A 23,394-nucleotide genomic window follows, 5' to 3' on the forward strand; every position below is an offset into this window, starting at 1 on the left:
GTTCTGACGGATGCCCCGGAGCGTGTCATCGCCCGGTCAGGACGGCGCGGGCGAGTGTGCGTCGGGTCCGGTGGTCCGCCCGCGCGAACAGGGTGAGCATCGCCGCGACGGACCCGGGCAGATCGGTACGTCCCGACAGGTACGCGCGCTGGCGCGCGACCGGTAGGCGGGCAAAGGTGGCGAAGAACCCCCGGGTCTGGTCCGCGTCGAGGGCCAGCAGCGCGTGCAGGCCCGCCGTACGGAGTCGATGCACGGCACGGGCTCCCGCCGGCCACAGGTCGTCGGCCGGCGCCCGGCCGTCGGCAATCGCATCGGCGACGACGCGCGCCGCGGCGAGTGACATGCCGATGCTGTAGCCGGTGGCCGGGTGCAGCAGTCCGCCTCGTGCACCGAACGACAGCGGCTTGTGCCGCCATGGGGAGTCGATGCCCTCGAGCGAGAACGAGACGGATTCGGTGTCGAGCGCATCCTCTGCGAGCCCGCCCAGTCGCGCCTCGAGCCGGCCGCGCAGCTCGGTGATGGTCAGGGGCGGGTCCCCGGCCAGGCAGGTCTCCTCCAGGAGCACCCGCTCGTCATCGAGCGGGATCGCGTAGAGGAACGACGGCATGCCCGAGTCGTCGAGCGTGCGGCCGTCGGTCTCCTCGATGGGTGTCCAGTCCATCAACACCGCCTCGGCCGCACCGAGGACAGGACGTGCCCGCTCGCGGGTGACCACCACGCCGAAGGCGGTCTGACGCGGTCCCTGACCGGACGTGCCCCGGGCGTCGACAACAGTGGACGCCCGGACGATGCCGGAGTCGGTGATCAGGTGGTCGGCAGCCACCCGGGTCGCCCGCTCGGCGACGATGCGCGCCCCGTCGACGGTCAGGGCGCGTTGCAGGCCCGCGTTGTCGATCACGCTGTAGCCCGGGCGATCCGGGCCGCGTCCGGGGTGCGGATCTCGACCGAATCGACCTGGGCCGACACCGCGTCGGCCGGTAGCCACGGCGGCAACTCGTCGGTCCAACAGGCATAGGTCGGGCGCCAGGGCGCGTTCGGGTGGGGATCGACGAGCGTGACGGTCAGCCCCCGAAGGAGCAGGTGGTGGGCCAGTGCGCGACCCGCAGGTCCCGCACCGACCACGGCCACGTCGGTGACCCCGGTGGTCACATCGAGCCGGTGGAGAGGGTTCCGCCGTCGACGGCCAGGGTCTGTCCCGTGATCCATCCGGCCTCCGCGGAGGCGAGGAACGCGGCGGCCCGCGCGATGTCGTCCGGCTCGCCGAGACGGCCCAGCGGATAGGACTTGACGGCGCGAGCTTCGTTGTCGCCGGCGATCAGGTCCTTGGCGAACTGGGTTTTGACGATGGCCGGGGCGATCGCGTTCACCCGGATGTTCGCCGGCCCGAGTTCCCAGGCCAGTTCGGATGTCAGTCGGATCATCGCAGCCTTCGACGCGCCGTAGGCCGCGATCACGCCGGTGGATCGGATGCCGGCGACCGACGAGATGTTGACGACAGCGCCTCCGCTCTCGCGCATACCGGCGTGGAAGGCCTGCTGGATGAAGCCGAGTGCGGCCACGACATTGGTGTCGAGGAGCTTGCGGAATCCACCCAGGTCGGCGTCCATCAGCGGACCGAACAACGGGTTGATTCCGGTGTTGTTGATGAGGATGTCGATTCCGCCGCCCTGGGCGACCGTCGCGGCGACCGCCTCGGCGCGGTGAGTTTCGTCACCGGTGTTGCCCGGGCAGGCGGTCACCACGGCGCCGGTCACATCGGTGCGGATCTGGTCGGCCGCCTCCGCGAGTGGCTCGGGTTTGCGGCCGGTGATCACCACGGCGGCACCGCGTCGGGCCAGTTCGGTGGCGATCGCCAGGCCGATGCCGCGGCTCGCGCCGGTCACCAGTGCGGACTTGCCGGTCAGGTCTGAGGACAGCTGTGTGGGTGTGGGTTCGGTCACGCCCCACACGGTAGTGGCAGTGCCATCGGTCGGTGGCGTCCTCGGGTGGAAAAACCGGTGGCCGGACGTGGGTAGACTGGTCCGTCGTGATCACCGCGACCGACCTGGAAGTTCGAGCGGGCGCTCGGACCCTGCTGTCGGCGCCCGGTTCAGCCCTGCGTATTCAGCCTGGCGACCGCATCGGCCTGGTTGGCCGTAACGGCGCCGGGAAGACGACCACGCTGCGGATCCTCGCGGGCGAAACGGAGCCCTACGCCGGCACGGTCGTGCGGAGCGGGGAGCTCGGTTACCTGCCTCAGGACCCGAAAGAGGGCGATCTCGACGTCCTGGCGAAGGACCGCGTCCTGTCCGCCCGCGGGCTCGACTCGATTCTCCGTGACATGGAGAAGCAGCAGGCCTTGATGGCCGAGGCCGCCGACGATCGGGTGCGAGACAAGGCGGTCGCCAAGTACGGCAGGCTCGAGGAGCGCTTCTCGTCACTGGGCGGCTACATCGCCGAGTCCGAGGCGGCCCGCATCTGCCACAGCCTCGGTCTGCCGGACCGCGTGCTGGGTCAGGCGCTGCGGACGCTCTCGGGTGGCCAGCGTCGGCGAATCGAGTTGGCGCGCATCCTGTTCGCCGCATCCGACGGTTCCGGTAAGTCCGACACCACTCTGCTGCTCGACGAGCCGACCAACCACCTCGACGCCGACTCCATCACTTGGCTCCGCGGATTCCTGCAGAACCACGAGGGTGGTCTGGTGGTCATCAGCCACGACGTCGAGCTCCTGGCCGACGTCGTGAACCGTGTCTGGTTCCTGGACGCCGTGCGCGGTGAGGCCGACATCTACAACATGGGCTGGAAGCGCTACCTCGACGCGCGCGCAACGGACGAGCAGCGTCGTAAGCGCGAACGCGCCAACGCCGAGAAGAAGGCCGGCGCATTGCGTGCGCAGGCCGCGAAACTCGGCGCGAAGGCCACCAAGGCGACCGCCGCGCAGAACATGCTCAAGCGGGCGGATCGGATGCTCGACGCGCTCGACGAAGAGCGCGTGGCCGACCGCACTGCCCGTATCCGGTTCCCCGAGCCGGCAACGTGCGGCAAGACACCGCTGATGGCCAGTGGTCTCACCAAGAACTACGGATCCCTCGAGATCTTCACCGGTGTCGACCTCGCCATCGACAAAGGCAGTCGTGTTGTGGTGCTCGGGCTCAACGGCGCCGGCAAGACCACGCTGCTCAAGTTGCTTGCCGGTGTCGAGGCAGCGGACACCGGAACGATCGATCCCGGGTACGGCCTGAAGATCGGCTACTTTGCGCAGGAGCACGACACCCTCGATGACATGGCGACCGTGTGGGAGAACATCCGACATGCCGCGCCTGATGCGGGGGAACAGGACCTGCGAGGGCTGTTGGGCGCCTTCATGTTCAGCGGTGCCCAGCTCGATCAGCCGGCGGGGACCCTGTCCGGCGGTGAAAAGACGCGTTTGACCCTGGCCGGCCTTGTGTCGTCGGCGGCCAATGTCCTGCTGCTCGATGAGCCGACCAACAACCTCGACCCCATCTCGCGTGAGCAGGTGCTCGACGCATTACGCAGCTACACCGGCGCGGTGGTGCTGGTGACGCATGACCCGGGTGCCGCCGGAGCCCTGGACCCGCAGCGGGTGATTCTCCTGCCGGACGGCACCGAGGACCACTGGTCCGAGGAGTATCAGGAGCTCATCGAGCTCGCCTAGTGCGCCGACGACTCATCGTGGGTGGGTGATCACGTCCTGTCCGGTGGTCGGGTTGTGCCAGGTGATGGTGCGGTCGGTGTGCATGGTGGGTAGCCAGATTCCGAGGTGTTTGCGGTGGTGATCGGGTGTGCAGATGGGTGCCAGGTTGGCGTCGATGGTCCAGCCGCCGGCGTGGGGGTCGGCGTGGTGGAACTTGACGAGATGATCGAGCTCGCAGTCGTGGGAGGGGCTGCTGCACCACGGGTATCGACAGGTCAGATCCGTGTACAGGATGTGTCGGCGTAGTCGTGGCGATGGGGTGTAGGTCAGTGCTCCCGGTGGTGGATGCTCGTATCCGCCGTGTCCGGTGGGATCGACCGGTGGCGCCGGTGGTGCGGGGTCGTGGTCGCCGACGATGATCAGCCCGGAAGGGCGGCGGCGCTGCGCGTGGGTGGGTGCGGGGATGAGTGTCGACTTGTGCGCCAGGTTTGTGGCGAGGGCAGGGTCGATCGCCCCGTATCCGCGGAGTCGGGGGACCTCGGTGGTGGTGGTGGTGGGGTCGAGGAGCAGGGTCCAGGCGGGTGGGGATGGTGGCGCCGAATCCTTCCTCACTGCAGTGTCTTCGGCGACGCCAGGGTCGTCGGCGGGCGCATCGTTCTCGCCGGACGCAGCATCCTCGCCGGACCCAGCATCTGCCCTGGGCGCAGCATGGTCGCTGGGCGCAGCATCTGCGCTCAGTGCGGCATCGTCGGCGGGACCATCGGTGTCGCCAACGTCGCCGGCGCCCGCCTCCGACGGAGTCTCCTCGGCACCATACCCATTCGCGTCCGGCGACTCTGTCGGCTCGACGAGACCCTCGGGAGCGGGCGGACGGTTCGGACCGCTCGGGCCGCTCGGGCCTGTCGTGTCCGTCGGGCCGTTCGGGTAGCTCGGACCGCTGGGATCGTTCGGACCGTTCGGGCCGTTGGGGTCGTTGGGGTTGGGTGTGTCGGGGGTGGGGTTGTGGGGGCAGTCGCTGCGGCCGCAGCCGCAGGTCAGTGTTTTGCCGGGTACGCCGGTGATCTCGGCCAACGCCATCACCCGTTGTTGCCCGATGCGGCGCGGGTCGCGGCGACACAGTCGTGCGGCGATCAACGCGGCGATGCGGTGGGCGAGGTAGACGCCGTCTTCGGCGGGCACACACCCATCGATATTCATGTGTCCCGACGAGTCGGCGGTGACGGTCAGGTTTTGCCACGCCTGCCCGAACTCCTCACGCGTTTGTGCGGCGCCCTCGGGATCGAGACTGATCACCGCCTCGGCCAACTGATCACGCAACACTGGATCGGTCGTCGGACGCGACCCCAACTCCAACGCCAGATCCTCAAACGTCCACTCCGACGACGCATCATCGGCGGCGGGGTCGTGCCCGTCTGAATCAGCGGCATCAGCCGGATCGACCGGATCGGCTGGATCGACCGGATCGGCTGGATCGACCGGATCGACAGGATCGACAGGATCGGTGGGATCGGTGGAATCAGCAGGATCGGCGGGATCGGTGGGTTGGTCGCCGGTGCTCGGCTCGGTGGGATCGGTGTTGGGGGTGTCGCCTGTGCTCGGGTCGGTGATGATGCCTTCGGGTGCGGCTTGGGCGGCGTAGACCATGGTTGCCATTCGGGGGGTGCTGAACTCGCCGGCCAGATATCGCATCCGGATCTTGGGGAGTCGTTGCAGCGCTTCACCCAGGTTGAACCAGGAGCCGGCTTTGGTGCGTGATAAGCCCAACGCCAGCGAGACCTCCCCGACGGCGGCTTTGTCGGCGGTGTTGCGGGCCCGCATCTGCCCGGTGGCGTTCAGCGATACCAGCATGTCGTCATAGACCGACTGTCCCAACCGGTACGCCGCGAGCAGGGCACGGGCTTCGTGTTGGCGGCTGACTGAAGTACCCCAGGTTTAGTTCCGTCATCTGTAGGAGGATGGAGCCATGCCACGTCAGTATCCGCCGGAGTTCCGGCAGAAGTCTGTGCGCATGTTGGAGACGGCGTTGGAGGCCGACGCCGAGCTCTCGGAATTCGAGGCAATCCGTCAAGTTGCGGCCAAGCAGCAGGTGGCCGAGGAAACGCTGCGCCGGTGGCGCCGTAAAGCCCAGATCGACGCCGGGCAGCGGGCCGGCACCAGCAGCGAGGAGCACGCCGAGATCCGGCGGCTGAAGAAGGAAGTCGCCGAACTGCGGCGGACCAACGAGTTACTCAAGTCGGCGAGCGCGTTTTTCGCCTCGGAGCTCGACCGGACCACGACGAGATGATCGCGTTCATCGACAAGTTTCGCGATCAGTTCGGGGTCGAGTTCATCTGCCGCACCCTGCGCGCGGCAGGCGTGGTGTTCCTCACCTCGCGAGGATATCGGGCAGCGAAATCCCGCGCCGCGTCGGCACGTTCGATTCGCGATACCGAACTCGTGGCGGTGGTCAAGCAGGTCCACAGCGACAACTATGCGGTGTACGGGGTCAAGAAGGTGCACGCCGAACTGCGCCGCAAGGGTCATGTGGTCGGCCGTGAGCAGACCCGCCGACTGATGCGGTGCGCCGGGGTGCGCGGGGTGCAGCGTTCGAAGAAAGTGTTCACCACCCGCGCGGACCCAGCCGCTGCGGTTCCGGAGGATCGGGTCAAGCGCACTTTTGTTGCCACACAACCGAATCAGCTGTGGGTCGTGGACATCACCTATGTGCGGACCTGGCAGGGATTCGCCTATGTCGCGTTCGTCACCGACGTCTGTACCCGCAAGATCATGGGCTGGCACGTCGCCTCGTCGATGCGGACTGAGGACCTTCCCCTTCCGGCGTTCGATCACGCTGTGTGGCAGGCGAATACCAATCTATCCGGGTTGACCCATCATTCCGACCACGGGTCGCAATACCTATCGCTGGCCTATACCGACCGACTGATCGAGTTGGGAATCACACCGTCAGTAGGGACCGTCGGGGACTCCTACGACAACGCGCTGGCCGAAAGCGTGAACTCGGCCTACAAGACCGAGCTGATCCGCCAGCGTGGTCCCTGGCGCACCGTGGAGCAGGTCGAGTTGGCCACTCTCGAATACGTGTGGTGGTACAACAACCAACGCCTGCACGAAGCCCTCGGCTACGTTCCCCCAGCCGAGTACGAGGCCACCTTGACCGGGGCCTCACACCCCAGCGAGCCAGCCGACCCGGCCCTCGCAACCACATAGGAACTAAACCTGGGGTACTTCAGACCCGTAGATGCTCACCCGCGGCCACCGCAGCATCAGCTGCCGACGCGCAGGTGATCGCCGCATCCGCGGCGACAGGATCCGAACAAGAGAACACCAGCACAGGCCTTCACACTCGCGACCGACAGGGACACCCTCATCAACTGCCCGTCATCACACAGCGCACGCCCACACCACAACCAACTCACCAAACAGCATATTCAGCGGGTCCGACAGACATCGAAACCCAAACCCCCGGCCCCGGGGGTCGGTCCGCGGTGTCGACGCATTCCGCGTGAACCGAAGACAGTCTCTCACCGGCCACCGACAGAAACGGGGACCCCGGTGAGTGTGGTCTCGATACGCCCACTCGGCTAGCGCCTCGCGACCTACTCGACCAGCGGGGGAGGCGCCTCGCGACCTACTCGACCAGCGGGGGGCGGCGCCTCGCGCGCTGCTCGACCACCGGTGGGCGGGCGCCTCGCGAGCCCTTCGAGTCACTCGCGCCGACGGCGCCCGGGCCTCAGGCGATCTCCGCGGTCACCCGCAGTGCCGCGACGATGTAATCGGTTGTGGCACTGTCGGCGACGGTAAGCCGGAAACCGTGCTCGCCGCATTCCTTACCCAGCACTCCCACACAGCGCAGGAGCCGACCCAGCGCGATGCCGTCGGCTCCCGGCAGGAATACGAAATTGGCGTGGCTCGGTAGGACCGGACAGCCGATCGCGGCGAGCATCGTCGTCAGCCGTGCACGCTCCGCACGCATCGCCCGCACACGATGGCGCAACTCGTCCTGCGCGGCAAGTGAGATCGGTACCGCGCATTCCGCGGCTGTACCGACCGCGAACGGCATCTCGTGGCGTCGCGGCCCGGCGAGGGTGTCGGCTCGACCGATCGCATACCCGACGCGCAGACTCGCGAGTCCGTACGCCTTGGAGAATGTCCGCAACAGAACAAGATCCGGGAAGTCGGCGAGTAGACCGGCGCCGTCCGGCGCGTCGTCGCAGAACTCGACGTAGGCCTGATCCAGAATCACGCGCAGGCCTGGCCGCAGCGATCGCAGGAATCTGCGCAATTCCGCCTCGACCACGACGGCTCCGGTCGGGTTGTGCGGTGAACACACGATGACCGCGGCGGTGGACGGCCCGATCTCGGCGGCGAGGGCCGTGAGGTCAGGCCGGCCGTCGTCGGTCAGCGGTGTCGTGTCCAGGCCGGCGCCGACCATTCCGGCAAGTAGCTGGAAGCCGTCGAATGTCGGTGCGGGGGTGGCGATTCGCGGGTCCTGGATTCCCGCGGCGCGCGCTCGTGACGCGGCATCGGCCAAGATGGCGAGAGCGACCGCGGTCGCGCCCGCTCCGACGGTGACGTGATCCCGCGGCAGCCGGTGGTGATCCGCGATCGCCGCACGCAGGCGATCGGGGAGGAACTCCGGGTAGCGGTTGGTCCGACCTGTTTGCGCCCGAAGAGCATCGACCACTGCGGTCAGCGGTGGGTAGGCGGACTCGTTCAGGTCACATCGCGCGATGATCGGGGTACGTGTCTCGACAGCGGGTGCGCGCTGCAGAGTCGTCACGACCGTCCGTTCCACCGGATCGCACCCGCGGCGGCGAAATCGCCCGCATGCGCGAACGCCGACATCATGACCACCGCACCGGAGTGCACCCGGCCCTCGTCGATCGCGGCATCGAGAGTCATCGGTATCCCGACGGCGAAGAGGTTGCCACACTCGTCGAACGTGTCGGGATGCCGCTCCTCGGGCAGCTCGAGGGCATCGCGCCAGTTGCGCAGGAAGATCCGATTCGGCTGGTTGGTGATGAACAGGTCCAGATCGGCCGGTCGCACACCGATCTGGTGCGCTACGTCGAGCGCCACCTCGGGCACCATTCTGTTGCCACGGGCCAGGACTTTCGCGATCTTCGCCTCGGTGAAGCCGACATGGATCTGTCCCGGCCCTGCCTCCCAGTACTTGCGCTCGGGTTGCGCCACGGCGGTCATGTCGGCGGAGTACTCGCCGAACGACCGGGACACGGTCCCGAGGACGGGGTTGCCGTCGTCGCCGAGTGTCAGTGTCGCCACCGCCGCACCGTCGCCGGGAATGGCCGCCTGCGCCTTCCCGCGCACCTGCTCCTGGGTGAAGATCTGGCCGGCGCTGTTCTGCGCGAGGCCCAACAGCGCCTTGCGGCCGCCGCCCGCCTGTAGCAGCGCACCCGCGATCTCGATCATGTGGACGAACGCGGCACAGCCGCCGTTGTGAACGTCGAGCACGGTGGTCGGACGCAGGCCGAGGCGATGCGCGACCTCTCCGACGCACCCGCGCACCGGAACCTCCGGAAGTTGGCTGTGGGTGAGCACCACATCGACATCGTCCAGGTAATCATCGCCGTGACGCTCGACGAGAGTCCTTGCAGCCGTGTCGATCATGTCCGCCGACGTCTCGCCGTCGGCGGCGTGGTGCCGGAACGCCGGGGACCGGAACATCACATTCTGCGACAGCTCGTCACTCTCCGCGAACTGCGTGAAGTGCTCGGCCGGAACACGCTTGGCGGGGCGATAGGTCGCGATATCGGCAATGGCGACGGACCGGGTCATGAGCGCATCCATTCAGGGGTGAGGGGCAAGCCGTTGCGGTGGCGATACTCCGCGATCGCGGTCAGGTTGTCGAGCTCGATCTGATGACCGGCGGAGAACATGTCCCAGAGATCTCCGACCCATTCGGTTCGGTCGGCGGGAGCGGACTCGGGGTAGGGATTGCGGTCGTAGAACGGGTGCCTGCAGTTGGTCCACATCACCACCGAGCCCGGTTTGCCGAGCACGAGTCGGGCATCGACCACCCGCATGAGGTAGATCATCCACAGGTGGTCTCCCTGATCTCACGCGCAGTGGTAATCGACCGTCATCGCATCCGGATTGGCGACGGTCCGCGCGTAGATCTTGGTGTCCTCGTTGAGCATGTCGTGACCGACCCACAGGCCGGGCTCGTCCGCAGCGATGAATCCCCTTGTGCTGTAGGTCCATTCCTCCAACGACCGGGTGTCGGAGAGCCACTCGTACAATTCTCGCGGTGGCGCATCGACGTATCCCTGCACGGTGCAGTAGTCACCGAAGATCTGGTGATGCGGATAGACCGATCGCACCATGTCGACAACCAGGTGGGTGTTCGCGGCACGCGGATGTGTCTCCACGCGGATGACGCCGTCGAGGTGGGCGGCGGCCTCGCCGAGATCGGACAGCGCGGGCGGTCCTGCACTCATGGGGTTCCTCTCGTCAGAAATGGGGCGAACGGCGGCACCTCGTCGGGATCGACGTCGACCACCAGGCAATTGGGTCCGGGCCGGTTGAGCAGTTCGGCGCAGGCGGCACGGAGCGAATCGGGGTCGTCGGCATGGCGCACCTCGAGGTCACCGAACATGGCGTTGACCCCGGCCGCGATGTCGGTCGGTCTGAACCGGTTGCTGCCGGGGTACTCGGGGAAATAGAGACTCTCGCGCGTGACGCACATGCCGTGCGCATTGTTGTTCAGCACGATCAGGGTCACCGGCGCGTCGTACTCGATCGCGGTGTGCAACTCCATGCCGTGCATGAAGAACGAGCCGTCACCGGCGATCACGACGGAGCGGGGAGCACCATGACGCGCGGTGCCCCGCGTGCTCGCGCGCGCCGTGCCGATGGCTGCCCCGATCCCGGCGGCGATGGCGTGTCCCATACCGCCCATACCGAGCGCGACGACGAATCTCCCAGCCCCGAACGGCAAATGGTGGATCGTGGTCGCCCCGGCGTTCCCGGCGTCGGCGAACACACTGGAATCGAGCGGCAGGTGGGCACCGATCAGCTCGACGGCCGTGCGCATGGGGAGAGCGGCGTCGGTACTGGGGGTGGTGAGGTACTCGATCGGCACCGGCGCCGGATCCCTGCAGCGTTCACCGTGGTGGTCGCGAACGGCTGCGATCAGGGCACGGACCATGGCTGTGAGATCTGGGGTCGGGATGTGCTCGCCGATGCCCGGAGCGCGGGGCGCATGGGCCCCGAGGTGGATTACGGTGGCGTCGCCGAGCGCATCGTCGAATCCGCCGCGATCGGTCAGCGACATCCGGCAGCCCAGGACGAGGCAGACCTCCGCGTCGCGTACCGCCCGCAGCGCCGACGGATGACCCATGACCCCGGTGACACCCGCGCAGCCCACCCCTCCGACGTCACGTCCGCCCGGCGAGACGACCGACGTCGCGCCCAGGAGTTCGGTCAATTCGCTGACGGCCCAGGCCAACCGGAGTCGGGACGCTTCTTCACCGGCCCAGATACACAGCGCGCCGTCAGAGGCCGCGACCCGGACCAGCAGACGGGCGAGATCATCGATGACCGCCGCGGGCGGATCGTCCGGCCGCTGGGCGCCGCACCGCCCGGACACCGCGCCCGACGGAGTTTCGGCGGGCGCGGCCTGGACGTCCTTGGGTATGACCAGAGCGGCCGGACACCCGGCGTGCAGGGACTCGTACGCCATGTCGAATGCGGCGTCGAGGGCCGCGGGTTCCTCGACCACCGCACATGTGCCGACCACACCCGACAGGACCCTCGACAGATCGATGGTGTCCGGCGGGGACAGCATGTCCTGGAATCCGCCACGCCCGACACTGGCTCGTCCTGCGCTGCCGATCACCGCGAGTACCGGCACCCGGCTGTCGTAGGCCTCGCCCAGGGCGGGTACGACGTTGAGTGCGGCACCCCCAGACGTGGTCAGCACTGCCGACGGCGCCCCGGTGATCCGCGACAGCCCGTCGGCCATCGCGCCGGCGCCGAACTCGTGCTTCGCGGTGACCGGCGTGACGTCGGGGTGGCGAACAGCGGCTGCCCACAGGTCCTCGGCGTTGGCGCCGTGGACCCCGAACACGGTCGAGATCTGAAGGGCGAGAAGTCGTTCGACGATCCGGTCGGCGACGAGGTGTCGCGTCCGCGCTGACTCCGCGTTCATATGGCCCCTGCGCTCCCACCCGACCGACGATCACGCGAACGCGAGTGGCCTCCGGCCCCGCATCGCGAAGTTAGCTTAGCGTAAGCTAATACTCGCGGATACCCGGAGGCGGTGTGCCGATCGGCGGGGGTGCGGCGCCTGACCGGTCAGCCGACGGCTTCGGGCCAATACCTCTTGCGGAGCTCGCCTTTCACCAGTTTTCCGGTCGGGGTGCGGGGCAGGTCGTCGACGAAATCGATCGACCGGGGCACCTTGTAGCCGGCGATCGAGTCCTTCGTGAACGCGATCAACTCGTCCGCCAGCTCCTGCGACGCCGCGAATGCGGGGTCGAGTTGGACGCAGCCCTTGACGACCTCACCGAGATCGTCGTCGGGGATGCCGATCACGGCGACGTCGTAGACGGCCGGGTGGTTGATGAGGACGTTCTCCGCCTCCTGCGGATAGATGTTCACCCCACCGGAGATGATCATGAACGCCTTGCGATCGGTCAGATAGAGGTAGCCCTCTGCATCGACGTAGCCAACATCGCCTGTGGTCGACCAGTTCTCGTGCTTCGGATGCTGCGCCTTGCGCGTCTTCTGGGGATCGTTGTGGTACTCGAACGCGACCTCCTCGCGTTCGAAATAAACCAGACCGACCTCGCCGATCGGCATCTCGGCACCGTCCTCGTCGCAGATGTGTACGACGCCGAGCAGCGGTTTACCCACCGATCCGGGATGCTCGAGAGCTTCGGCCGGGCCGATGAACGTCGCGCCGGCAGCCTCGGTGGAGGCGTAGTACTCGTGGATCACCGGGCCCCACCAGTCGATCATCGCCCGTTTGACCTCCACCGGGCAGGGCGCGGCGGCGTGGACGGCGACCTTCATGCTGCTGACGTCGTACTTCCCGCGGACCTCCACCGGCAGCTTCAGCATCCGGATGAACATCGTCGGGACCCACTGGCTGTGCGTGGTCCGATGGGCGTCGATCGTCGCCAGGGCCGTCTCGGGATCGAACCGGTCGAGGAAGACGACGGTCCCGCCCACCGAGTTCGTGACGCCGCAATAGCGTAGTGGCGCGGCGTGATACAGCGGTGCCGGGGACAGGTAGACGGTGTCGGCGTCGAACCCGTACATCGGGGCGAAGATCGCCGTGTAGGCGTCCGGGATCTGGTCTACCTGACCGTCGGGCAACGGGGTCTTGATGCCCTTGGGGCGGCCCGTGGTGCCTGACGAGTAGAGCATGTCGGTGCCCCGGGGCTGATCGGTGCGTGGCGCGTCCGACGCGGCCGCGAGTACGTCCTCGTACGCATCGAACCCCGGGATCTCGCCACCCCAGGCGATGCGGCGTCCGGCCCGGTCCAGGTCCGGGATGGTCGCGCTGTCGGCGACCGTCTCGGCCACGCTCGCGCCGGCGAACAGCACCTGCGCATTGCAGTCGGTGAGGATGTAGGCGGTCTCCGCTGCGGTCAGGTGATGGTTGATCGCCGTGACGTACAGACCGCTGCGCAGCGCGGCCCAGTAGACCTCGAACATGTGCAGGTCGTTGGGCGACACCATCGCGATGGCGTCGCCGGGCCGGAGTCCCAGCTCATCGAGGTAGTTGGCGAGGCGCGTCGAGTTCTCGTCGAGTTGCCGATAGGTCAGCTGTTCGCCCGTGGCCGCACGGATGACGGCGGGCTTGTCCGGGGTGGACGCGGCAAAGACTCCAGGGAACAAGTGGTACTCCTCTGACGAAGGGATGGTGACGCTGCCCTGATCGCACACCGAGCGTTCGATCGGGGGTGTTGCGCATCACAGTACCGGAGTCGTGCGGCATTGCGTTCAGTGCGTCACCACGAACCGATCCATCGTGCGCTCGGCCATCGCCGCGATGGTGAGGGACGGGTTCACGAGCCCGACCGCACCCGGTGCGAACGCCCCGTCGACGACGTAGAGGTTGTCGTAACCGTGGACGGCTCCGTTCTGGTCGGCGGCCTGGTTGATCACGACTCCGCCGAGTCCGTGATAGGTACTGCCCGAACCGAATCCCGCGGCGCGTGAGTACACGGGGAAGCCGCCGACGCGGCCGTGACGCGCCTCGGCACGTTGATGGAAGTGCTCGGCGAAGGCCGCTCCGCGTCTGTCGAGGACGTTGCCCTCGGGATGGGGGTAGTTGAGCACCGCCGCGCGGCCGGCGTGGTCGTAGTCGACGGTCCCGCGTTCATCGGTGTGCACCTGGATCAGGTTCGTCGTCAGGGTCTTGCCGAGCGGCGACGGCAGGGGAGTCGAGTGATAGACCATCGACACGGGGCCGCCCGCCATGCCGTCCTCGTACACTCGGCCGAATCCGGGGCCGCCCTGTATGGCGCCGTAATCATCGGTCAGTCCGGCACGTGCCGTCAGGAAGTCGCCGTTTGCACCGAACCCGTCCCCGATTCGGGTGGAGAGTCGGGGGAGGGTGCCTCTGGCGCGGGCCTCGACGAGCAGGCGGGTCGTGTGGAACGAGCCGGCACCCAGGAAGAGATGGTCGGCCTCGGCGGTGACGATGCGCACCGTGCGGTGCTGATCGTCGATCACCCGCGCCTTGACGATGAAACCCGCCCGGCGCGAACGGGGTCGGATCTCGAAGACCTCGTGCATCGGTTTGATGGTGACGTTGCCGGTGCGCTCTGCGGCCGGAAGGTAATTGTGGTCGGTGGAGTTCTTCGCGCCACTGTTGACGCCGAAACCGAGCTCGCCGATCGTGATCGACGGGGTCGCCTTCCCGCTCAACTCGTCGCGCACGATGTCCCAGTCGATCGCATAGTCGAATGCGACCGGCTCCTTGCCGTACCGACGAACCGTCGCGGCCCACGACCGGGCGCCGACGTAGCGCGGATGCGCCATGATGTCGGCAGGCAACGGGGAGGCGTTCAGCATCGCCAGGGCGCGCGGATAGTAGGTCGCGGCAAGGGAATCGTAGTCGGCGACCTCGGGGAAGACGTGCCGGAAATCCTGCTTGCGCGGGATGGCCGTGAACGCGCCGAACGCCAGCGATCCACCGCCGACCCCGACCCCGTAGACCGACGAGATCCCGTTACCTTTCACCGTGTCCAGGAGGCCGGGATAGCGCTGGACGGGAATGCCCAGCGTCGAGGTCAGTCCGACAGTGTCGCTGAACCACGCAGCGCGGCCGTCCGGCGCGGTCGTCGATGCGAATGTGTTGCCGTCCTTGCGGATCGTCCAGCGGCGGCCACGTTCGAAGACCGTGGTCCGGAAGCCGGCCTCGCCCAGGCGCAGTGCGGCGACCGACCCGCCGAAGCCGGTCCCGATGACGATGGCACTCTTGCCGGAATCATTCGGGGCAGCAACGGCATTCGCGCCCGCGGCAGCCAGGGCGCCGAGTGCGCCGAGGCCGGCAGCCGAGCGGAGGGCGGTCCGACGCGAGATCCGCGTCGTGTGGCGGAGATCAGAATTCACCCGGTGACCTTAGCGTGACCTAAGTAAGGTTAGGAATACCTTAAGGCTGCGTTAAGGTGTGGGATGAATCACGCCTGTCCGCCAGGCTCAGCGGCCGGCCAGGAACCTGTCCATCGTGCGTTCGGCGAGGGCGGTGATCGTCAACGACGGGTTCACGAGCCCGACGGCGCCGGGGATGAACGAGCCGTCGACCACATACAGGTTGTCGTACCCGCGCACCGCGCCGTCCATCGTCGCGGCCGATCCCATCACCACGCCGCCGAGGCCGTGGAAGGTGCTGGCCGACCCGAAACCCATCGCGCGCGACGAGAGCGGAATCCCGTTGGCGGGGTAGCCGAACCGCGTCTCGGTCCGCTCATGGAAGCGATTGATGAACGCGTTGCTCCGCCGATCGAGGTCGCTGGTCCCCTCGGCGTACGGATAGTTGAGGACGGCTCGCCGGGTGGACTGGTCGTAGTCGATGGTGCCGCGCTCATCGGTGTGCGCCTGCACGAGGTTGGTCGTCAGCACCTTGCCCAGGGGTGAGGGCAACGGCGTCGCCTGGTAGACCATCGAGACCGGACCGCCGGGCAGGGTGTCGTCGTAGAACCGGGCATACCCGGGACCGCCCTGGATGGCGCCGAAGTCCTCGCGCGGGTTCGACCGCGTGGTGAGGAAGTCGCCGTTGACGCCGAAGCCGTCGCCGATGCGGGGGGACAGCCGGGGCAGTGCACCCTGTGCCCGCGCACGCACGAGCAGCGCGGTGGTGTGGAACGAGCCCGCGGCCATGAACAGATGGTCGGCCTCGGCGGTCACCGTCCGGACCGTCCGTCCGCGTTCGTCGAGCACGCGTGCCGACACCACGAATCCCTTACGCCGCGAGCGCGGTCGGATGTCGAAGACCTCATGCATCGGTTTGATCGTCACGTTGCCGGTGCGTTCGGCCGCCGGCAGCACGGTGTGATCGAGGGACTTCTTGGCGCCGCTGTTCACGCCGTAGCTCAGGTCGCCGACGGAGACACCCGGTGGCTTGGTGCCGCGCAGTTCGGCGCGGACCAGATCCCAGTCGATGGCGAAGTCGAAGAGATGCGGCGTCGCGCCGTACCGGGCGACGACCTTCAGCCAGGACCGTGCGCCGACGTACTGCGGGTGGGCCAGGATGTCGTCGGGCAGCGGAGAGACGCCGAGCATCTTCTTGGCCCGCGGGTAGTACACGCGGGCCAGCTCGGGATAGTCGGCGGCCCGGGGGAAGATGAGTTCGAAGTCCACCCGGCGGGGCATGGGGGTGAACGATCCGAAGACGAGCGAGCCGCCACCCACGCCGGCGCCGTAGACGGCTTCGACGCCGTTGCCCATGACGTGATCGAGCACGCCGGGATACGGTTCGGTCGGAACGGCGAGCGCGGAGCTGACCCCGGCGGTGCTACCGAACCAGGCGGTGCGCTTGTCGGGGGAGGCGAACGTCGCGAAGGTGTTTCCGTCGGGGCGGATGTTCCATCGCCGGCCGCGTTCGAACACGGTGGTGGCGATGCCGGCCTGCCCGAGCCGGAGAGCGGCGACCGAGCCGCCGAAACCGGTGCCGATCACGATCGCCGTCTCGCCCGGCGCCGCCGACACGCGGCCGGTGCCGGCGGCCAGCGCACCCAGCGCACCGAGTCCGGCGGCCCCACGCACCACCGCGCGGCGTGATATCGGTGCGCTGGGTGCCGTTTCGCGATTCATTCATCGAACTCTAGCCACTTAGGTGAACCTCACCAAGCACTGATTTCGGGCGGATGCGAATCGGCGGTGGCGGCTCAGCGTTCGATGCGGACGGACTCCTCGACGAGGTCGAGGACCGCGTGGAGGTCATCGGTGGGCTGGCCGGTCGCCAGACGTGTGATCAAGCCGTCGAGAACGAGATCGAGGTAGCGGACGAGCACGTCGGTCGGCACGTCGTCGCGCAGGCGACCGGCTTGCCGGCCGCGCTCGAGGCGCCGCAGGGTGGCCTGTTCGACATCGGCCGAATGCGCCAGCCATGCGGAGCGGAACGAGGGATCGGTGCGCAACTTGCGGGCGATCTCCAGCCGGGTCCCCAGCCAATCGAAATCCTGTGGGCGCGCCAGCATGTCGCGCATCACCTGGACCAGACCCTGCTCGGCGGCGACGTCGGCCATGCGTTCGGCGTCCTCGTGCGCCAGCGCGAGGAACAACGCTTCCTTGTCGCGGAAATGGTGGAAGATCGCACCGCGAGAGAGGCCGGTCGATTCCTCTATGCGCTTGACGGTGGCACCGTCGTAGCCGTACTCGGCGAAGCAGTGCCGCGCGCCGTCGAGGATCTCTCGACGACGCGCGGCGAGCCGGTCATCACTGACCTTGGGCACTTCTGTGCTCCCTGCTCAGCTCTTGATCATGTTGCGCAGCACGAACTGCAGGATGCCTCCGTTGCGGTAGTAATCGGCCTCACCGGGGGTGTCGATGCGGACGACCGCGTCGAATTCGATCTTCTCGCCGCTGTCCTTGGTGGCGGTGACGTGGACCGTCTTCGGCGTCTTGCCCTCGTTCAATTCGGTGATACCGGCGATGTCGAACACCTCGGTGCCGTCGATTCCCAGCGACTTGTAGCTCTCGCCCTCGGGGAACTGCAGCGGGACCACGCCCATGCCGATGAGGTTGGACCGGTGGATGCGCTCGAACGATTCGACGATGACCGCGCGCACGCCGAGCAGCATCGTGCCCTTGGCCGCCCAGTCGCGCGACGAGCCGGAGCCGTACTCCTTGCCGCCGAGCACCACCAGCGGAACACCCGCCTCCTGGTAGTTCTTGGAGGCATCGAAGATGAACGACTGCGGTCCACCCTCCTGGGTGAAGTCGCGTGTGTAGCCACCGCTGACGTCGTCGAGGAGCTGGTTCTTCAGGCGGATGTTCGCGAAGGTGCCGCGGATCATGACCTCGTGGTTGCCACGACGTGAACCGAGCGAGTTGTAGTCCTTGCGCGCGACGCCGTGCTCGTCGAGGTACTGCGCGGCAGGCGTTCCCGGCTTGATCGCTCCGGCCGGCGAGATGTGGTCGGTGGTGACCGAGTCGCCCAGCGCTGCCAGCACGCGTGCACCCTTGATGTCGGTGACCGGCTCCGGCTCCTTCGTCATGCCGTCGAAGTACGGGGCCTTTCGCACGTAGGTCGAATTCTCGTCCCACTCGAAGGTGTCACCCTCGGGGGTCGGGAGGTTCCGCCAACGCTCGTCGCCCTTGAAGACGTCGGCGTAGGACTTGGTGAACATCTCCTGGCTGATCGCCTGGCTGATCGTGTCGTCGATCTCCTTGGAGGACGGCCACACATCCTTGAGGAACACGTCGTTGCCGTCGGTGTCCTGGCCCAGCGGATCGGTCTCGAAGTCGAAGTCCATTGTGCCGGCGATCGCATAGGCGATGACCAGCGGCGGCGACGCCAGGTAGTTCATCTTGACGTCGGGCGAGATCCGACCCTCGAAGTTGCGGTTGCCCGAGAGGACCGCGGTGACCGTCAGGTCGTTGTCGTTGATCGCCTTGGAGATCTCCTCCGGCAGCGGACCGGTGTTGCCGATGCACGTGGTGCACCCGTAGCCGCCCAGGTAGAAACCGAGCTTCTCCAGGTAGGGCCAGAGGCCTGCCTTCTCGTAGTAGTCGGTGACGACCTGGGAACCGGGTGCCATGTTGGTCTTGACCCACGGCTTCGACGTGAGGCCCTTCTCGACGGCCTTCTTGGCCAACAGGGCGGCACCGATCATCACGGTCGGATTCGAGGTGTTGGTGCACGAGGTGATGCCGGCGACAGCAACCGCGCCGTGGTCGAGAACGAACTCGCCCTGGACCTCTGCCTTGACCCGGACCGGCTTGGTCGGACGTCCCTCGGAGCCGTTTGCGGCCGACTGAACGTTCACGGCACCGTCGTCGGCGAAGGACAGGCTCGCCGGATCGCTGGCCGGGAAGCTCTCCTCGATGGCCTCGTCGAGCTGCGTGTGATTCGCCGGGTGATTCTCCTCGACGTACTGGTGGATGTCCTTGCGGAACGCGGTCTTGGCTTCCGACAACAGGATTCGGTCCTGCGGACGCTTGGGTCCGGCAATCGACGGAACGACGTCGCCCAGGTCCAACTCGAGGTACTCGGAGAAGACGGGCTCCTTCTCCGGGTTGTGCCACATGCCCTGTTCCTTGGCGTAGGCCTCGACCAGGGCCAGCTGATCCTCGGATCGACCGGTCAGGCGCAGGTAGTCGACCGTCACCTCGTCGATCGGGAACATGGCTGCGGTGGAACCGAATTCGGGGCTCATGTTGCCCAGCGTCGCTCGGTTCGCCAGCGGCACCTCGGCGACACCCTCGCCGTAGAACTCGACGAACTTGCCGACGACGCCGTGGTTGCGCAGCATCTCGGTGACCGTGAGGACGACGTCGGTCGCCGTGACGCCGGCGCTGATCTGGCCGGTCAGCTTGAAGCCGACGACGCGGGGGATGAGCATCGAGATCGGCTGGCCGAGCATCGCGGCCTCGGCCTCGATGCCGCCCACGCCCCAGCCCAGGACGCCAAGACCGTTCTCCATCGTGGTGTGCGAGTCGGTACCGACGCACGTATCGGGGTAGGCCTGGCCGTTGCGGACCATGATCGAACGGGCGAGGTGCTCGATGTTGACCTGGTGGACGATGCCGGTGCCCGGGGGGACGACCTTGAAGTCGTCGAACGCGCCCTGGCCCCACCGCAGGAACTGGTAGCGCTCACCGTTGCGCTGGTACTCGAGGTCGACGTTGCGCTCGAAGGCGTCCGCGCGACCGAAGACGTCGATGATGACCGAGTGGTCGATGACCATCTCCGCCGGCGCGAGCGGGTTGACCTTGGTCGGATCGCCACCGAGTGCGGTGACGGCCTCACGCATCGTGGAGAGGTCGACGATGCAGGGGACACCCGTGAAGTCCTGCATCAGCACGCGCGCCGGCGTGAACTGGATCTCGATACTCGGGTCCGCTGCGGGATCCCACTGCGCGATCGCGTTGATGTGGTCCGCGGTGATGTTGGCGCCGTCCTCGGTGCGGAGCAGGTTCTCTGCGAGCACCTTGAGCGAGTAGGGAAGTTTCTCGGTTCCCTCGACAGCGCTCAGTCGGAAGATCTCGTACGAGTTGTCGCCCACCTCGAGGGTCCCGCGGGCGCCAAAGGAATCGTTACTCACGTCTAATCCACTCTCCTCAAGTACCGGCGGGCTGCGCCGGCCTGCTTCTCCGTGGTCCGCTCGTCCATCCGGACGGACCGCTGTGATCCATCGATGAGCACCGCCTGCTCGTCGACTCTGACCGTGGCGCCGACGGGCTGCGTCGGCGTCGTGTGTGCAACGGGTCTCGCTGCGGTCGCTGCCACCCGCTCGCGAACCGCACGTGCGGGGTTCGATCCGCCACGGGTGACGACGTCCTCAATGTTAACAGTACGGCCGTACTGTTAACAATCCGACCCCGTCCGCGACACACGGAGGTCACGCGTTCGATCCGGACCGGGTTGTCCAGACGTGTCCATTCTGTCGTACGGTGCTGCAGGAGGTTTGGCGAGCCGCGGCTGTGCGTGCGAATTTAATGCTTGCGAAACCTGGTCGGTGATGCCGCGACACGGCCCGGCGACCGTTGCCGGGTGACGGTAGGGATCGATGTGAGGATGGCCAGATGAGTCCGGGTGCGACGACGCAGAATGTGCTGGCCCTTCCGGCGATGGGGGTGCCGTCGCCGTCGATCATCCCCGAGGACGTCGACATGTCCGCGATCCTCGCCGACATCCAAGAGGACGGCGTTGCCGCGCCCGCCGACCAGGTCGACGGGCTGCGCCAGGTCGTCGCGCACGCGAAGTCCGAGGGCTACGACGTCAGTTTCGTGGTCCTGCCCACCGCGCAGCCGAAGTTCACCTACTACCGCGACATCGCCACCGAACTGCAGTCCGAGGTCGGTGGGACGGTCATCGTCCTCGGCCCGAACTCGGTGGGGAGCTCGTCGCCATACTTCAGCCGGGTGCAGCAGGAAGAGGCGACCGACAACCTCACGCTGACCAACCCTCCGCTCGCCGCCCGCCAGATGTGGGATCAGATGAGCGGGCCGTCGTTGAACTGGACGGCCATCAGCCTCGTCCTGATCGTCGTGGTCGTCGTCGGCGCCGTGATCGCGCGGCTCCGTTCGACACGTCGGGCGCGGATCGCCGATCGCGACACCGCCGAGTCGGCGCCGGAAGGCGCCGCGGGTCCCGGAACCACGGACCTCGCTCGCGACCTGCCGTAGTCGGCCGGGCCGGGACCGCCGATCGTCGCATCTTTCGTGCCCTTACACCGCGTTCCGCGTTGATCGCCCATGGGCATGCCCGAGTGCGTCTTTCGTTGCGAATTCGAGACCTCTCGAATCGCTGGGTCTTTTGACCAGTTCACAGCATTTTCGCAGGTAATCACCCCAATGTAATTCGTGACGTTTGTTTTCCGATGTGTCCGATGTGACGTACGGTTCTGTTGTCACGTGTGGTGCCCAAGTTATGGGCGGCACCGCATGTGATGCATGGTGCAGGTCGAGTACGCGGTCGGGATCGGACAGGCACCAACGTCGCAAACGGTGCGGATGTGGCGGGGTTTGCCGCGAACGACAAGGGAGAACTGGTGAGGCGAGCTAATACCGGTGTGGCGCGTGGGGGCCGAATGTCGACGCCACCACTGGCCCGCCTCTGCGCGCTGATGGTGATCGTCGTCCTCGGCGCGATCGGTGCCGGCCAGGCGAATGCGGCGCCGCGCGGTCAATCCGGGGTGTCGGGACTGATCAACCAGATCGCCAAGGCCAATCAGAACATCGCCGACCTCGACAACGCGGTCGCGGTCCGGCAGGAGAACGTCAACCGCGCGCTCGTCGACTACCAGAACTCGGTGGCGGCCCAGAACCTCGCGACCGTTGCGGCCGGCTCGGCGAAGCGCTCGCTCGACGAAGCCGCGCGTCGGGTCGCCCGGGCGCAGGAATCCTTCGACAAGTTCGCGCGCGACGTCTACCGGCAGGGCAGCGCACAGGGCTCGATGTCGAATTACGTGTCCTCCGACAACCCGCAGTCCGTGCTCGACCGGATCACCGTGCTCGACCGGGTCGGCAAGCAGCAACGCGACACCATCGAGCGACTACAGGTCGCCCGCAACCAACAGGCCAACCGCGTGGCCGCCGTGCAGGCCACCAAGCGCCAGGCCGCCTTCGCGACCAAGAGCGCCGCCACCCGCAAGGACGACGCGCTCGCCGCCGTCGCGCAGGCGCGCACAGCCGCAGCGTCCGAGCAGCAGCGTCGCACCGATCTCATGCGCCAACGCGACAAGGTGCAGGCGTCCCTCGACAAGATCCGCGGGGTCGCGCCCCGGCGTGAGGTCGCCGACCCGACCGTCAACGACCTCCTGAAGAACCTTTTCCCCGAGTCACCCGGCACCCCCTCGACCCCGGGGACGCCGGCGGCCCCCGGGACCGGCGGCGACAACCAGGCGCTCGCCGTTGCCGCCGAGGCCGCGGCGAAGCTCGCCCTCGACGTCGGGCAGAAGGTCCTCGCAGGCGTCGTCGGGCGCCAGCAGCTGCCGCATTCGCAGCTCCTCGACGAACTCGGTATCGGCGGGTCCGACATGACCGGCAGCGGCGCCGACTCACTCAGTTCGACGCTGAGCACCGGCAGTCTCGGATCGCTGTTCGGCAGTTCGTCGGGCGGCGGCGGTGGCATGGTCCGGCCGGGCCTGCGTGGTCCGCAGGCGGTGGAGATCACCGTCAACCGGGCGCTGTCCCAGCTCAACGTCCCCTATGCGTGGGGCGGCGGCGACGGCAACGGTCCGACCCGGGGTATCCGCGACGGTGGCGTGGCGGACAGCTACGGCGACTACAACAAGACCGGTTTCGACTGCTCCGGGTTGATGATCTACGCCTTCGCGGGGGTCGGCATCGATCTGCCGCACTACACCGGCTACCAGTACACCTCTGGTCCGCAGTTCCCGTTGTCGCAGATGCGTCGTGGCGACATGATCTTCTACGGACCCAACGCCAGTCAGCACGTGGCGCTCTACCTCGGTGACAACAAGATGGTCGAGGCGCCGCAGTCGGGTGACGTCGTGAAGGTCTCGCCGTTGCGTACCGCGGGTGCCATGCCCAACGTCGTGCGTCTGCTCTGAGTCCGCGTCGCGCGGATGGTGTCGTCGGCCGTAGGGTCGACG

General features: G+C 67.3%; 16 protein-coding genes, 1 pseudogene and 1 other annotated feature. Of the genes and pseudogenes, 4 read left to right on the forward strand and 13 right to left on the reverse strand.

The genetic code is table 11. From position 1 onward, the window contains the following. Positions 1-25: 25 nt before the first annotated feature. The 3 genes from D7316_RS04495 to D7316_RS04505 are packed head-to-tail and all read right to left on the reverse strand — an operon-like array spanning position 26 to position 1,949. The gene (locus D7316_RS04495) at positions 26-898 is read right to left on the reverse strand and encodes a lycopene cyclase family protein (RefSeq protein ID WP_164473723.1); all 873 of its coding nucleotides are present in this window, start codon (positions 896-898) and stop codon (positions 26-28) included. After that, positions 895-1,149, reverse strand: coding sequence for an FAD-dependent oxidoreductase (locus D7316_RS27600; RefSeq protein WP_164473724.1), 255 nt, complete (start codon positions 1,147-1,149; stop codon positions 895-897). The genes D7316_RS04495 and D7316_RS27600 overlap by 4 nt, the downstream gene beginning before the upstream one ends. Beyond that, positions 1,146-1,949, reverse strand: coding sequence for an SDR family oxidoreductase (locus D7316_RS04505; protein ID WP_408609969.1), 804 nt, complete (start codon positions 1,947-1,949; stop codon positions 1,146-1,148). The genes D7316_RS27600 and D7316_RS04505 overlap by 4 nt, the downstream gene beginning before the upstream one ends. Before the next feature lie 77 nt (positions 1,950-2,026). Here D7316_RS04505 and D7316_RS04510 point away from each other — a divergent pair, with 77 nt between their 5' ends. Beyond that, positions 2,027-3,655, forward strand: a complete 1,629-nt coding sequence (locus tag D7316_RS04510; protein ID WP_124707226.1) for an ABC-F family ATP-binding cassette domain-containing protein — start codon at positions 2,027-2,029, stop codon at positions 3,653-3,655. Between the two features lie 12 nt (positions 3,656-3,667). On the opposite strand, the gene D7316_RS27605 is transcribed toward D7316_RS04510, so the two are convergent. After that, entirely contained in the window at positions 3,668-5,482 is a 1,815-nt protein-coding gene (locus tag D7316_RS27605; RefSeq protein ID WP_124707227.1) for an HNH endonuclease signature motif containing protein, read from the reverse strand. Between the two features lie 115 nt (positions 5,483-5,597). Between D7316_RS27605 and D7316_RS04520 the strand changes: the two genes are divergently transcribed. Beyond that, positions 5,598-6,841 (forward strand): IS3 family transposase gene (locus tag D7316_RS04520; RefSeq protein WP_408609970.1). Its coding sequence is split into 2 segments (ribosomal slippage): positions 5,598-5,883 and positions 5,883-6,841, totalling 1,245 coding nucleotides; the frame shifts between segments, so codons are not numbered across the junction. Beyond that, positions 5,876-5,977: a sequence feature (AL1L pseudoknot), on the forward strand. It overlaps the preceding gene by 102 nt. Positions 6,842-7,364: 523 nt before the next feature. Here D7316_RS04520 and D7316_RS04525 read toward each other — a convergent pair. From D7316_RS04525 to acnA, 9 genes and pseudogenes are all read right to left on the reverse strand, one after another. Beyond that, positions 7,365-8,414, reverse strand: coding sequence for a pyridoxal phosphate-dependent aminotransferase (locus tag D7316_RS04525; RefSeq protein ID WP_232016761.1), 1,050 nt, complete (start codon positions 8,412-8,414; stop codon positions 7,365-7,367). Continuing rightward, entirely contained in the window at positions 8,411-9,430 is a 1,020-nt protein-coding gene (locus D7316_RS04530) for a 3-oxoacyl-ACP synthase III family protein (protein WP_124707228.1), read from the reverse strand. Before D7316_RS04530 ends, D7316_RS04525 begins: the two co-directional genes overlap by 4 nt. Further along, positions 9,427-10,092: pseudogene (locus D7316_RS04535) on the reverse strand (SRPBCC family protein). The gene D7316_RS04530 and the pseudogene D7316_RS04535 overlap by 4 nt, the downstream one beginning before the upstream one ends. After that, a complete protein-coding gene (locus D7316_RS04540) occupies positions 10,089-11,804 on the reverse strand; it encodes a thiamine pyrophosphate-binding protein (protein ID WP_124707229.1) in 1,716 nt (571 codons plus the stop codon). Before D7316_RS04540 ends, D7316_RS04535 begins: the two are co-directional and overlap by 4 nt. Positions 11,805-11,950: 146 nt before the next feature. After that, complete coding sequence (locus tag D7316_RS04545) at positions 11,951-13,501, reverse strand: acyl-CoA synthetase (protein ID WP_124707230.1); 1,551 nt, start codon at positions 13,499-13,501, stop codon at positions 11,951-11,953. 105 nt (positions 13,502-13,606) lie between these two features. Further along, complete coding sequence (locus tag D7316_RS04550; protein WP_124707231.1) at positions 13,607-15,223, reverse strand: GMC oxidoreductase; 1,617 nt, start codon at positions 15,221-15,223, stop codon at positions 13,607-13,609. Positions 15,224-15,310: 87 nt separating this feature from the next. Next, a complete protein-coding gene (locus tag D7316_RS04555; protein WP_124707232.1) occupies positions 15,311-16,924 on the reverse strand; it encodes a GMC oxidoreductase in 1,614 nt (537 codons plus the stop codon). A 74-nt stretch (positions 16,925-16,998) separates the two neighbouring features. Then, entirely contained in the window at positions 16,999-17,565 is a 567-nt protein-coding gene (locus D7316_RS04560) for a TetR/AcrR family transcriptional regulator (protein WP_124707233.1), read from the reverse strand. A 15-nt stretch (positions 17,566-17,580) separates the two neighbouring features. Beyond that, a complete protein-coding gene (acnA, locus tag D7316_RS04565; protein WP_124707234.1) occupies positions 17,581-20,379 on the reverse strand; it encodes an aconitate hydratase AcnA in 2,799 nt (932 codons plus the stop codon). Between the two features lie 481 nt (positions 20,380-20,860). Between acnA and D7316_RS04570 the strand changes: the two genes are divergently transcribed. Then, positions 20,861-21,463, forward strand: a complete 603-nt coding sequence (locus D7316_RS04570) for an Rv1476 family membrane protein (protein WP_124707235.1) — start codon at positions 20,861-20,863, stop codon at positions 21,461-21,463. A gap of 404 nt (positions 21,464-21,867) precedes the next feature. Further along, complete coding sequence (locus D7316_RS04575) at positions 21,868-23,352, forward strand: NlpC/P60 family protein (RefSeq protein ID WP_232016762.1); 1,485 nt, start codon at positions 21,868-21,870, stop codon at positions 23,350-23,352. The last annotated feature ends 42 nt before the right edge of the window (positions 23,353-23,394 follow it).

The sequence above is a fragment of the Gordonia insulae genome, from assembly GCF_003855095.1.
Lineage (GTDB): Bacteria > Actinomycetota > Actinomycetes > Mycobacteriales > Mycobacteriaceae > Gordonia > Gordonia insulae.

What these genes read in the sequence shown, in the direction of transcription:
- D7316_RS04575 (WP_232016762.1), top strand. Translation starts at nt 21,868, where the DNA reads ATGTCGACGCCACCACTGGCCCGCCTCTGCGCGCTGATGGTGATCGTC.
- D7316_RS04540 (WP_124707229.1), bottom strand. Translation starts at nt 11,804, where the DNA reads ATGAACGCGGAGTCAGCGCGGACGCGACACCTCGTCGCCGACCGGATC.
- D7316_RS04570 (WP_124707235.1), top strand. Translation starts at nt 20,861, where the DNA reads ATGAGTCCGGGTGCGACGACGCAGAATGTGCTGGCCCTTCCGGCGATG.
- D7316_RS04530 (WP_124707228.1), bottom strand. Translation starts at nt 9,430, where the DNA reads ATGACCCGGTCCGTCGCCATTGCCGATATCGCGACCTATCGCCCCGCC.
- D7316_RS04555 (WP_124707232.1), bottom strand. Translation starts at nt 16,924, where the DNA reads ATGAATCGCGAAACGGCACCCAGCGCACCGATATCACGCCGCGCGGTG.
- D7316_RS27605 (WP_124707227.1), bottom strand. Translation starts at nt 5,482, where the DNA reads ATGCTGGTATCGCTGAACGCCACCGGGCAGATGCGGGCCCGCAACACC.